Source organism: Cyclobacterium salsum, assembly GCF_010119245.1.
Lineage (GTDB): Bacteria > Bacteroidota > Bacteroidia > Cytophagales > Cyclobacteriaceae > Cyclobacterium > Cyclobacterium salsum.
On the sequence record NZ_WNKG01000009.1, the window covers coordinates 124126 to 136611 of the forward strand.

At 43.9% G+C, this 12486-nt stretch carries 14 protein-coding genes and 1 pseudogene; 2 read left to right on the forward strand and 13 right to left on the reverse strand.

Annotation, left to right across the window (positions count from 1 at the left end; all coding sequences use genetic code 11):
- Nucleotides 1-243 precede the first annotated feature (243 nt).
- From GJS45_RS16845 to GJS45_RS16895, 11 genes and pseudogenes are all read right to left on the reverse strand, one after another.
- The gene (locus GJS45_RS16845) at nt 244-1563 is read right to left on the reverse strand and encodes an exo-alpha-sialidase (RefSeq protein WP_235954827.1); all 1320 of its coding nucleotides are present in this window, start codon (nt 1561-1563) and stop codon (nt 244-246) included.
- Nucleotides 1564-2106: 543 nt separating this feature from the next.
- The gene (locus tag GJS45_RS16850) at nt 2107-2439 is read right to left on the reverse strand and encodes a HepT-like ribonuclease domain-containing protein (RefSeq protein WP_162343031.1); all 333 of its coding nucleotides are present in this window, start codon (nt 2437-2439) and stop codon (nt 2107-2109) included.
- Complete coding sequence (locus GJS45_RS16855) at nt 2440-2730, reverse strand: nucleotidyltransferase family protein (protein WP_162343032.1); 291 nt, start codon at nt 2728-2730, stop codon at nt 2440-2442.
- A gap of 240 nt (nt 2731-2970) precedes the next feature.
- Nucleotides 2971-3651, reverse strand: a complete 681-nt coding sequence (locus tag GJS45_RS16860; protein WP_162343033.1) for an SAM-dependent methyltransferase — start codon at nt 3649-3651, stop codon at nt 2971-2973.
- A 279-nt stretch (nt 3652-3930) separates the two neighbouring features.
- A complete protein-coding gene (locus tag GJS45_RS16865; protein WP_162343034.1) occupies nt 3931-4125 on the reverse strand; it encodes a hypothetical protein in 195 nt (64 codons plus the stop codon).
- Complete coding sequence (locus tag GJS45_RS16870; protein WP_162343035.1) at nt 4122-4709, reverse strand: aminotransferase class III-fold pyridoxal phosphate-dependent enzyme; 588 nt, start codon at nt 4707-4709, stop codon at nt 4122-4124. Before GJS45_RS16870 ends, GJS45_RS16865 begins: the two co-directional genes overlap by 4 nt.
- Nucleotides 4618-5127: a 3-hydroxyacyl-CoA dehydrogenase NAD-binding domain-containing protein gene (locus GJS45_RS16875; RefSeq protein ID WP_162343036.1), complete on the reverse strand. Its 510-nt coding sequence runs from the start codon at nt 5125-5127 to the stop codon at nt 4618-4620. Before GJS45_RS16875 ends, GJS45_RS16870 begins: the two co-directional genes overlap by 92 nt.
- Nucleotides 5128-5393: 266 nt before the next feature.
- Nucleotides 5394-5498: pseudogene (locus tag GJS45_RS24175) on the reverse strand (3-hydroxyacyl-CoA dehydrogenase family protein); the annotation flags it as partial.
- A 90-nt stretch (nt 5499-5588) separates the two neighbouring features.
- The gene (locus GJS45_RS16885) at nt 5589-6770 is read right to left on the reverse strand and encodes a sialidase family protein (RefSeq protein ID WP_162343037.1); all 1182 of its coding nucleotides are present in this window, start codon (nt 6768-6770) and stop codon (nt 5589-5591) included.
- Between the two features lie 220 nt (nt 6771-6990).
- Nucleotides 6991-8232: a TonB-dependent receptor plug domain-containing protein gene (locus GJS45_RS16890; protein WP_162343038.1), complete on the reverse strand. Its 1242-nt coding sequence runs from the start codon at nt 8230-8232 to the stop codon at nt 6991-6993.
- Nucleotides 8223-8504 carry a hypothetical protein gene (locus GJS45_RS16895; protein WP_162343039.1) on the reverse strand — a complete coding sequence of 94 codons (282 nt, stop codon included), beginning with the start codon at nt 8502-8504 and terminating at the stop codon, nt 8223-8225. The genes GJS45_RS16890 and GJS45_RS16895 overlap by 10 nt, the downstream gene beginning before the upstream one ends.
- Nucleotides 8505-8893: 389 nt before the next feature.
- Between GJS45_RS16895 and GJS45_RS16900 the strand changes: the two genes are divergently transcribed.
- Nucleotides 8894-9067 carry a hypothetical protein gene (locus tag GJS45_RS16900; RefSeq protein WP_162343040.1) on the forward strand — a complete coding sequence of 58 codons (174 nt, stop codon included), beginning with the start codon at nt 8894-8896 and terminating at the stop codon, nt 9065-9067.
- 293 nt (nt 9068-9360) lie between these two features.
- On the opposite strand, the gene GJS45_RS16905 is transcribed toward GJS45_RS16900, so the two are convergent.
- Both GJS45_RS16905 and ffh read right to left on the reverse strand, forming a co-directional pair.
- Nucleotides 9361-9687, reverse strand: coding sequence for a DMT family transporter (locus GJS45_RS16905; RefSeq protein ID WP_162343041.1), 327 nt, complete (start codon nt 9685-9687; stop codon nt 9361-9363).
- 497 nt (nt 9688-10184) lie between these two features.
- Nucleotides 10185-11522 carry a signal recognition particle protein gene (gene ffh, locus GJS45_RS16910; protein WP_162343042.1) on the reverse strand — a complete coding sequence of 446 codons (1338 nt, stop codon included), beginning with the start codon at nt 11520-11522 and terminating at the stop codon, nt 10185-10187.
- Nucleotides 11523-11806: 284 nt separating this feature from the next.
- Between ffh and GJS45_RS16915 the strand changes: the two genes are divergently transcribed.
- Nucleotides 11807-12295, forward strand: coding sequence for a DUF6508 domain-containing protein (locus GJS45_RS16915; RefSeq protein ID WP_162343043.1), 489 nt, complete (start codon nt 11807-11809; stop codon nt 12293-12295).
- The last annotated feature ends 191 nt before the right edge of the window (nt 12296-12486 follow it).

A 12486-nucleotide genomic window follows, 5' to 3' on the forward strand; every position in this document is an offset into this window, starting at 1 on the left:
ATCATCAAACTGCTAACAAACATCTCATTACCAAAAGGTAGGAAACTGGGTCAGTTAAATCAATTTTTTAGGGATCCGTTTTCGATAAATTGAAGGAAAAAATCATTTGGCTAACCAACTACTCTTATGTGCCCGATGGATGGTTTTTGTCAAGGAGGCATACTTACAAACTTCTTTTTATCGATACTTATTTTTTATTATTGCCCCATACTGAGATGATAAAAGAAGTTGGAAAAACAGCACTTAGGCTCCAAACAATTCATTAGGTCGATTCCAGTAAATTTTCGCCACATAAACACTGCCATCGCTTCCGTGTTTTTCTACGCCCTCCGGCTGCATCCATTCAGACACGGTCACCCAGGTTTCATCCGGACTGACCTCCGTAACGCCGAAATTCCCCAGCCTGGCTCCCTTTTCCGGGACCAGGATCCGTTCGGTATTGCGGATCACCACCAGCTTTTCGGGATCCACCCTTGCCATAAAAAGTGGTGCACGGTGCCGAAACACGTGGTCGTTTTCCGCTCCCCGGCGGGTATAGACCAGGTAGAGGCCTTCGCTGTGCGTCACCCAATGCTGCTGGGTATTGTAATTGCCCAAATCCGTTCCATCATCAAATTTCCAGGGCTTAATGGGCGCGTAATGCAGGCCATCATCACTTTGGGTAACAAATCCCTGTTTGTCATTCCGAATGGTGAGATAGTATTTGCCCTGAAAACGGGTCAGGGAGGGTTCATGTAGTCCCCTGCTATCATCGGCGATGGACAAATCATTGCCCTGCTCCAGAAAGCGAAGTTTTTTCCCATCAAAAGCACAGCGCGTTACCGTAACCTGGGAATTGCTTCCCGGAGGCATAAAATAAACGGGCAAAAGGATATTTCCATCCGCTTCGTCCCAGCGCTGTACGCAGCCGGCCCCTGCATTTTGAAATTTTTCATCATCTCCCATATCCAATTTCTCCCAGTCAGACCATTGGTTTTGGCTGGGATCATAGACAGAAAATGCGGTATGCCGGGGTCTTGGGTGGGCCACTTTCCAGTCCCTGGTATAGACAATGGTATGCCCGGTTCCCAATAAGTTGTTGCTTTTTTTATGCCAGGAGGGCCAAAAATCACTGGCCGCTACGGGGCGCTCCTCCCCTTCCAGCTGCTCAGTCCGTGGGGCCAACGGAGGAAGGGCTTGTGGATCGGTCCAACTTTCACCTCCATCCTCCGAATGCATGCCGAACATCCCCTTAAACACATCGCTTCCCGATAATTCCAGCGTATTGAGGGTCATCACGATTCTGGGCATCCCTGCTTTTCCAGCTCCGGGGACAATTCCCGCTCTTGGATGCACCCAGCACTTTTTACCATCAAACAAACGGGTAGGCACCTTATGGTCAAGACGGTATTTCAAGGTATCCTGGCCCGGAGATGACTTGCCTGTATCTCCATAAAGGGCAAGAGGAGCGATGCCTGAGAGTGTGATGGCTGCGATCAGGCCATCCTTTAGAAAGGCCCGTCTACTTTCGGATTCATTGGGATCCATAAACTCAGTTATTTTGGTGGAAACGTTAAAATACATTATTTATCCATTACCTGAAAGGCTGTTTTTGTAAGGGGCATTGTCCTCAATATCCACCTTCAGATCAACATCACTTTCAGGATTGAATGGATTGGTACAAAGCTATGCCTTGGGATGGGTTTGCGTGTATATGTCCGCATCCCTCCCACTGTTTATATTGGTCAAATTAAGGATTTCGGACAAGGAATCAAGCCCGAACGATTACTTTTTTATCCGTATCCACCTTTATTGCAATTTGGTAACGACACCGATTAGCAACCCTGGTAGTGAAAGTCGATTCCCGACCTCTGGTTTTTTAAGGAAAAATGTTGTCGGAAGGGGTTTCACGCCGAAACCGCAACGAAGGCGCGGCGAACGCAGAGGAATGCAATGCCCGAATATATGTCCTCTAGCGGTTCCGTATATGCAAAATACGCAGGTTGGAAAGATTCTCGTTCGGCTTTCGATGAAACTTATACGGGCGGTAACCTTTGATTTTGCTGATTTCTAGCCTATTTTCTATCTAATTTTGTTGTGCCTTCGTGCTTTATTTTCCCCTTTGTATTATTCTTTCAATTTGAGATTTATTTTCAGGTAGTAATTTGTGGCTACATCCCATATTATCTCATAATCAAACCCAAAATATTCATGTGATACTTTATTCCTGAGCAAGTACATTTCATCCCAGGGAACATCTTCGTATTTGGATCTGATCTCTATGGGTAAATTTTTCGCAGCTTCTCCCATAACTTCGAAATTTCGGATTACCGCATCTACCGTTTTATAATCTTTTTTGAATTCATTAAAGGAAAGTCCATCTATATATTCAGCAATACGATCCATTGAGGTAATTATATCCTCAAGATACATTTGGTAATTGCGATTCCTTTTTTTCATTTAGACATAGTTAATCTTTTTATAGATGCTATCTCTAATTTGATCTTTAATCGCATTCTTTGTAACCAAATCTATTTTCCGTTTAAAAATTTTCTCCAGGTATATTTCCAATGTGAAAAATTTCCATCCAATTGGCCTCTCCCATTCTACAATTAAGTCAATATCACTATCTTCATCAAAGGAATCATCCGCAAATGATCCAAAAAGACCTATCTCTTTCACGGCAAAATCTCTTTGAAGGGTAGGCTTAAGATCCCGTAACTTTAATAATATTTCACCTTTTGACATCATAAATCAAAGATAATAAATTGTATCAAGTTTAGCGATTTGATTTTTTCAGCATGCGGCACAACATCTGTAGGAAGCTATATCTTGAATGGGGACTTGCGTGTATAGGTACTAGGTCCACCATCCCCCCTATTATCATTGGTCAAATTAAGGATTTCGTATAAAAAATCAAGAGCGAACGGGTATTTTTTTGATACCGGGTCTGCACCTATGGCTATTTGGTAAGTAAACCTACTGGCTATCCTATTTATTTTGTATCCTTAACATCTTATTTCCTCCTTTTTGAAATTCATAGCTAACAGATTCAATGCTGCAGCTATAGGCATTTCCAAATTCCTCCAGGATGCCATCTAAAACTTCGGATTTTTTTGCATTCAGATTTAACAAGGGAAAAACCCTTATTTCTTTACAGATTCTCAACATTTCTGCCATAGATTTTATGTGAAATTCAAGCCCCAGTTTTGAGTACAAGATTAAAAAATGAGAGCTCAACCCCAGGTCAAAGGCTTGCGCGCTAAAACTTGTCGTTTCCGGCAGCTCATGATGTACATACCGATGTTGATTTTTTCCCAATTCAAAATCAGCAATAAAATCTGACATGGCACGCATCCTAATGTGTTCCAGTTCCTCCAAATCTTTTATCGAAGTCCAAACAAAATTATTTTGATTTTCTATCATTTGCTTCATGACCGTATCCTTTGCTGACACAATCTGCCTATTCAATTCATCTTTCGAGAATTGATAAATTGGGTCAAGCGAAGTAACCGTCTTGTTTTGTTGTGTCATTTCGTAATTAAAACTCGCTGGACCATCCCCAAAACTTATTATCTTTTTATCAAGGTCAGGGCCGGTTAAGTTGAACATGCTCCTATACTCCGCTAATGATCGCCCCCAGGGAACTGTATTTTTTAATTCAAATGCCATTGTTTTTACTTTAATACCTTCGTAAACACTGAAATTGAATTATTTCTCATTCATGCGGATGTAGTTAAACCCTATTTCCCAGAGCCACCTAAGCTAATCAAATTAATCCATAGGCTAGTCTGCTGATTCCTGATTTCGAATCCAATGATTTTCTATTTTCTGTTCTGGAACAATTCTCGCATAGAGTCCCGGTTCCACAGCCCAAAGCTACAACATTAATGTTCTTTTTAATTGGCTATCAAAAGGATAGCTTCAAATAAACCGTTAACCCTATTGGTCTTAAACCAACCTGGAAAAGCCGCTTTTCGCCACCTCCTCGTCCCGTAAATTGCGGTAACTGCCTGTGGACAGGCTTTCTGAAACTGCAGAAAACACCTTGTCCAAAGCGAGCCCATATTTTTCTACCTCCACTTCCCCATGGGCAAGGCTGGGGTAAAAGGCCGTGCCCGCCAGAAAACCCTGGGCCAACATCATCCGGGTAAACAAGGTGCGCAGGCGCTCGCCCTCCGGATGAACAAATCGAAACCCGGCCACAGGCAAGGAAAACCGGTGACTTCGATGGGCAATCCCCATTTTTGGCCCAACTCCCTCCATCGCTGCTGAACCTTGCTTCCTGTTTCGGCCAGGCGGCCGGGAAGGTCCAGTTTTTTCATTTCGCCCAGCGTGGCCACAGCCGCCACGGGACCAATGCTTTCACTCCAATAGGTACTGCTGATAAAGGAACGATGTGCGCCCTCCATGGCCCATTTCCTTCCAATCACGGCTCCAATGGGAAAGCCATTGCCGAGGGCTTTGGCAAAAATGGCCATATCGGGATCCACCCGGTAACGCAGGTGAAGTCCCCCCAGATGGATCCTCCAACCCACCGTTACGGCTTTGCCCCGAAGGGAGGAAACCGGAAAATCACTTCCCCACAACAACCGGCCAGGACCAAAATGGTGCAAAACCAACATCATGGCCTGGGGTTCACAGATTCCTGACATGTCTAACCAAACATTGGGCAGGTCCTTCAATACCGAAATCCCGGCAGCATGGGGTCCATGGAAAGAACGGGCCACATGGGCAAGGACCAGTCGGATAGGTCCGGTTTACGCCCAGCAGCCTGGAGGGTGCCTGTACCTGGTTTTGCAGGTGCTCCAAAGGGATGCTTTCCGAATTAATGTCGATCAGGGCATCCTGGTCTGCCGCATGATCAATTTTCTTCAGGTAGTTTTCTTTTTCTCCTGTCTTTTCGGATGTACAGGCCACTACGATTTGGAATCCTTTCAGGCTGGTAGGGTTGTCAAAATTTTCTTCCCAATCATAGGTACCCAATGGAGAAAGACCCGCAATCTCCAACAGCCTATCTACCTCTTCGGTAGGATTACCGGGAGAAAAGCATTTGACCTGATGCCCTGCCTGGAGGAGACAGCAAACCACGGAAGGTGATATTTTACCCTCGCCCACCACTGCTACCTTACAATTTAGGTATTTCATTTTTCCTGATGGATTAATACTTCTTTGGCCAGCCCGAGAGCCTGGTCTATTTCCGCTTCCGTATGCACTGCGCTGATGTACCAAAGCCCTCTTCCGATCACCCTTAAGCCCTTGTCATGCAAGGCAGCCATGAAGGATTTTAATTTCCCTTTATCAAAGCGGAGCACATCCCGGAAATCTACCGCCCTTTCCATATCCGTAAATCCGGTATGCACCACCGGACCAATGCCCGATACCAATATTTGATGTCCGGTAGCTTGAGCTATTTCCCGGTACACGGCATACATCAAGCGGTTGGTTACAAATCCCCTGATGTCCTTTTGAAGAAAAGTGGGCTCCTTACCCCATAAATAAGCCAACTCATATACCCAGTTTGCCAGACCATCAATAGCCCAACTTTTATCCCTGATCCAAATACCCTCGTACCCATTGGCATAATCGTTTAAAACTAATAAATACACCTAAAATTCTATAACGGTACCAGCAATATGCCGGGTGCCATTATCTCTATTAAAGTAATAGGTTACCAGGGCATGGTGATCATCCAACACCACTGCCCAGGGATAACCGATGTCTCCGTTGCCACCATCTTCTCTTAGGACGATTTCCTCGGCAGTGGCGAAATCCGTACATTCTGCATTTAAAATCCTCGCTCTGATCCCATAAGGTTGGTGGCGGTATCCATAGACTAGAAGCACCCGGTCATCCGGCAACCTGGTTGCCTGCAAGGGGTGGCCCTTAAATCCCATAGACTGCCATTGTCCAAAGCTTTTCCCACCGTCGGTAGACCTCGCAATAACAGCCTGGCCTTCGAAATTGTCCGTACGGATAAAGGCCACCAAATCCCCGTTGGGGGTTTCATAGATGGAAGCTTCATTGAAAATCACTTCTTCGTCTTTGGCAACAGTGGACAAATGCTCCCAGTTTTTCCCCTTATCATCGGAAACCAGCAGGTAATTGGACGTTCGTCGGGGACTTAACCGGTCATTGGCGGCAACCACCCAATAGATCCGTCCATTTTTCCCTTCGTACATGGCTCCCCTATTGTAGGCGGGAATGGGATTTCCCATGGGGTTAATATGGACTTCCGGCTCGATGTGTGGCGGATAAATGGGTCCGGCCCATTCGTTTCCCCCATCTATGGACCGTAGCAGGTAACCTCCCAAAAAAACGGACCCGTTGCGATTTTCAAAAATTGGTTTTTCCACATTTTCCAAGCCCTCCGGATACAAAAATGCCCATCCATAGCTGGCGCATAGCAGCGTCCCATCCCGAAGCTGAAGCAAGCAGGGATCCTGTGAACCCCCAAAATCGTGGGCGTAGAGCAGATCCGGTTCCCCTTCCCAGGTAATGCCGTTTTTGGAAGTCATGCTTACCAAATAACTGTTGGGATCCACATGGCTGTTGCCCTTTTCTCCAAAGACTACTCGCCTATCCGGTGCCCGGCGAAAGGAAAGGAGAAATTCTCCGTCTGCTTTCCTCACAATAGATGGAAAAGTGGCGTAATAATTGGAATCCTGGTAAATGACCATATCCCGGACCTTGGTTGCAGGCATGGCGCTTTCACTGGTAGAAGACCGCTGTGCAAAAAGTGAAATGACAGCCAGAAATAGGCCCAATGTTGCGAAAATATACTTTCTCATAATGCTTTTCAATTACTTATTATACTTACTAAAACGGGAAAAGGCCATCTCCCTATTCTCCCCCGTATGGCACCAGAAGAAAAAACTTCCCTATTCTTCCGTGCTGTGCGGATCGTTTCTTTCTACTATTTGCGTTTATTTGCGGAGCGAGGCCAATGGAATTTTTGACAGGTAAATGCTGGTCTTTTCTTCGAGACTGGAATAATAGACCATCCATAATTTATTCTTGTTTTACAGCATTCCGGGATATCTGGTATCCCCACCGCTCGGGAATTCTATCGTCTTTTCCCCCAACGGCCAAAGTAGTCATGTCTCTACTGTTTCTAGTGTTGTACCGGCTTATATAATATTCTGGGTTTCCATTCGTAAAAAGCCTACCAGGTGCCAATGTTCCATCTTCAAACCTGTATTTAGATGTCTGGGCTGTATTAAGATTATTTTTAAAAACTACTCCTTCACCTGGAACCCTGTTATCACTTGTATTGGAATACATCAATCTTCCAAAAAGTTTAAGGCTATTATTTACTTTTATGTCACCATTCATATTTAATGTTAACCTTTCAAAATCAGTGCTAATAGCTGTTCCTTGACTATTCAAGTATCCTAAGCCAATATTAAAAGTTGCATTTTCCGTGCCTCCAGATGCAGTTAAAGCATGGTTGTGCGAAAAAGCAGTTCTAAAAAGCTTATCTTGAAAATCCGTCCCCTTAAAAATAATAGTTTGGTTTGGATCTAAAGGGTCTTCCATAGTCTCCCATCCCTCTTCTAATTTATGTCGATTTTCATCTGATAAATATTGAGGAGTGAAACCAGTATTGTTTGTCAGATCTTTTCCGACACCACCACCCCACGGACCTGTTAACAATGAATTTAAGGAAGGTGTCTTTTGTGCACTTAAATGAGTCCCCACCCTTTGGAAATATAATAATTCTCTAGCAGTAGCATGGTCGTATAAAAGGCTGGGTGTTGAAACTGTAAAATCCGACCGATAATTTATTTTAGTTGTTCCTGCTTTTCCGGACTTAGTTTTTATAATTACGACACCATTTGAACCTCGTGCACCATAAATTGAAGTGGATGCCGCATCCTTAAGAACCTGCATAGATTCAATATCTTCAGGATTTAAGTCATTCATATCCTGACGGATTACCCCATCACTGATAAATAGGGGCGTAGCTCCATTTGGATTATTTATGGATGTCCCACCTCTTACTATTACTCTAGGAGGAGCACCAGGCTGACCAGTAACACTTTGTACCCTAACACCTGATACCGTCCCCTGTAACGCCGAGGCAGCATTCGAAAATGGAACACTTTCAAGAACCCGTTCATCCATCTTACTCACCGAAGTGGTCAAAACCTCTATTGACATTTCTCCAAATCCTATCACCACTACTTCTTCCATATCAGATAAAGAAGGCTCCAGAGAAACATCAACCTGGATACTGTTAGCTATTTCCACCTCCTGGGTTTGGTAGCCAATAAAGGAAAAAACAAGCGTATTGCTTCCATCCGGTACATAATGGTATAACTTCTATCAATATCGGTAATAGTCCCCATCGAGGTTCCTTTTACCAAAATATTAACCCCACAAATGGATTCATCAGAATTGTCTGTCACGGTTCCGCTTACTGATCGTGCTCCCTGACCAAAACTGTGATGCAGGAAGAACATACAGAAAACCGGCACCAAAATAATTTTCCACCTGGGTGGAATTCGTACAATTACTTTCATAGGAAAATGATTTTATTGAAAACTTTCATTTGTCCTATCAAAGATATTATATGCAAAAATGAAGGCTTCTACTTTATTATACATTATCAATACAATTTTTCTGTGAAATTTTATGACGAAAACCCTCTTTACCATACAATATTATATGGTTCAGCCTGCTATTAATGCCGTAGCTAAAGTTTCCACAGAAATTGGTCAAAAATTAAACTCGTTGAATCGATCTCCTTTCTTAAAAAAATTTGGCTTTTACCCATCGGTATCTGACAGTATTTTTGAAAATCCTATGGAAACCTGCCATCTCATTGTAAGCCTTCTTTTCAAAAGTAATCCGTCTCCGAAAGATGCACCAGGTCGGTATTAAATGGCTTCAGGGAGCTAAAATCCTGTAAATGCTCTGTAAAATGAGCCTCTGCCATGACTGGAAGTATACTCTACCCATCATGTCCACTGAAACCGTCCAGACCAGAGAACTGCCCACTGGCTTTACACAGGCAAGCATGGACTCAAAACTGACAGGCTTGCATAAAAACAGGTTTCGTTCCGGTTCGGAATTTGACTATTAACCTTTAAACATGACCATTTTTATTTGTTAGTGCCAAAGAATACGCTCCCGGTAAGCATTATTATACCAAATGAAATCCCGACCATTCCGAAAAATAAAGTTTCTGAGATCCTGCTTATTACTTCGGACCCAAAGGCAGAATACAACCCGACACCGACCAGTACATAGAAGTAAAATCCCTGAATTTCCATTTATGAGTTGGTTTCCTAGTCTATATGGGTATGATTCCTGATCTAACCGTTAGAAGACTAGCGAAAGTTAGCAGTAAGTGCTTTTACTTTTTTAGTCTGAATCTTAATGGGAAACTACTTTCAGTCCGATAATTGAAGCAATTAATGTCGTAATGAAAAATAATCGCCAAAAGGTTGCTGGCTCTTTAAAAAACCAAATCCCAATCAAAACTGTCCCTACAGCACCTATTCCTGTCCAAACCGCATAAGCTGTTCCAATCGGCAGTTGTCGACTCACTTTTACAAGCAAAAACATACTAATTCCCAGGCAAACCAAGAATCCTATGTACCAATACCTTGTTTCAATTCCTGTTGCTTCTTTTGCTTTTCCAAGACAAGCAGCAAAAGCGACTTCAAAAAGTCCTGCAATGACTAAGAGTATCCAATTCATTCGTAATTAATTTCTTTTTGTACCGTTTGGCAATATTCAGTCTTGGTCTGTGGTGGCATTACTGCTAATATTTAAATATAGTTATGTCTTGGAAGGGGAATTGCCAATATACGAACCATGGCTACCACCTGACTCCCGGTTTTAAATGGTCAAATTATGGATTTCGTATAAGGAATCAAGCATGTAGGAATATTTTATTGATCCGGGGCTACCCACCACCCCTTTGCGATCCGGTAAAGAAACACCTATCAACTATCCAGGCAGCGTATTTCCGGATCTGCCGAAACAAAAGGCTGGAAAGTTGCCAAATTTAGCCTCCCTAAAATTTACCTCTCTTACAATGCCCAGGGTTTTTTCTGATATAGGTTGAAATGCGTTGGTATTCCGCCGGATTGCGAATCATGTGATGGTGGAAACGTGGTTGCCAAGCATTTGCCAAAAAAAATACCGGCAAGAAAACCCTGCCGGTATGAATTATATGTCGGAATACGGGCACTTTAACGCCGCTTCATATTGCCACTCATGGCGCCCAGGGCTTTTTGGGCACCGCCCATTTTGTTCATCTGCTTCATCATTTTTCGCATGTCGGCAAATTGCTTCATCAGGTTATTGACCTCCTGAATGCTGCGTCCACTGCCCTGCGCGAGGCGTTTTCTACGACTGCCGTCGATCAGGGCAGGATTGCCGCGCTCCTGCGGGGTCATGCTGCGGATGATGGCCTCAATGGGGATAAAGGACTCGTCGTCTATATCCAGCCCCTTAATGGCTTTCCCCATGCCCGGAATCATTCCCAGCAGGTCCTTGATGTTGCCCATCTTTTTGATCTGCTCCAGTTGGGAAAGGAAATCGTCAAAGTCAAACTGGTTTTTCCGGATTTTGGCATTCAGCCGCTTGGCTTCGTCTTCATCGAAGGATTGCTGTGCTTTTTCTACCAGGGAAACGACATCCCCCATGCCCAAGATCCGCTGGGCCATCCGGTCGGGATAAAAGAGGTCCAGGTTTTCCATTTTCTCCCCGGTGGAAATAAACTTGATGGGCTTATTCACGACGTGGCGAATGGAAATGGCCGCCCCACCGCGGCTGTCACCATCCAGTTTGGTAAGCACCACTCCGTCAAAATTCAGGCGCTCGTCAAAGGTCCTGGCCGTATTGACCGCATCCTGACCCGTCATGGAGTCGACGACAAACAGGGTTTCCGAAGGCTTGAGGTTTTCTTTTAAGGAAGAAATCTCGTCCATCATGGCTTCATCCACCGCCAGGCGACCGGCGGTATCGATGATGACCGTTTTCTTGCCGGATTTTTTGGCGTATTCAATGCCATTCTCGGCAATCTGAAGCGCGTTTTGATTGCCGGGTTCGGCATAGACTTCGATACCTATCTGTGTTCCCAGCGTCTTTAGCTGCTCCACCGCTGCGGGACGGTACACGTCACAGGCGACCAAGAGTACCTGCCGGCCTTGTTTTTTCAGATAGGTGCCCAGTTTGCCGGAAAAAGTGGTTTTACCCGAACCCTGAAGACCGGATATCAGAATGACTGCCGGATCTCCTTTAATATTGATCTCCTCTTTGCTGCCCCCCATCAGCTGGGTGAGTTCTTCCTGGGTGATCTTCACGAGTAGCTGCCCCGGAGACACCGATATCAGCACGTCCCTTCCCAGGGCTTCTTCCTTGATTTTATCGGTTACCTCTTTGGCTACTTTGTAATTAACGTCGGCATCAATCAGGGCTCTTCGGATTTCCTTGACGGTGGTGGCAACATTAATTTCGGTAATCTTACCCGTACCCTTTAAGGTCTTAAAGGCCCTGTCTAATTTATAACTCAGATTATCAAACATGTCTTTATTCTTTAGAAGCAACAAAAATAGCGTTTTTTTTTAAGCTTGTCAGGGAAGATGGGAAAGTATTCGTTGAAAGATAAAAGGCCTTTTTCTTGTATTTGAGGTAATTTCTATTAATTTTTGTTATAGAAAAAAGGCAAAAAGGTGTATTTAATATACAAAAATACCCCAATCGGGGTATTTTTTTGATGAAAAAAAAGTCGTTACTTACACATCGAATTGCACCGCTACCAATTAATTATCAATGAGTTATTATTTAATTAACCAAAAACCAAACAAAAATGATCAAAGACCAAATCCCGCTGTTTATTCCCCTGGGGAATTTTTCTGACCATTGTAACAGCATCGACCGGAAAAAACTGATGCCACTTATTGACTTAGTCCACGAAATGGAGCTAAAATTCTATAAGACGGAAAAAATACTGGGCATCCAGGATTTCAGTAACGTTTCATTGAATACCCTGGCGCTGACCGGTATCCACGTCAGGCTGCTGGATGCTGTATTAAAACTCAGGCTAGTCCCCCTTTTTGATTGGATGTCCTGGAAAAGCGAAGCAGAAAGGTATTATCAAGACCAAGCCCAGTTGTACAGCTTGGATGCAGTCACACTGGGCAAAATCATGACGGTTCTGCTACGGTCCCAAACCATTTACGGTCCGACCTTTCTGGAATCGAAAATCAAGGATAAGTTCGTTTTGAACCTTCTCAAAGCCATCATCCACTCACTAGACGGCAATTCTTTGGTGAATTTAGCCGGAAACCTGGATTAACATTCGCACGCTATTCCTACAAGCAAACACTCCCCTAACCGCTTTTTAAGCTTAATCACCCATTTTACTTTTCTAATGCAGAATCCTGCTTTCTGGCCTATTTATTGTCAGAAAAAATAAAACGCAGGTCGGAAACCTGAACAATTGACAGAATTCTGGAAAAATAACGGAATACCTACAACCAATTCCAT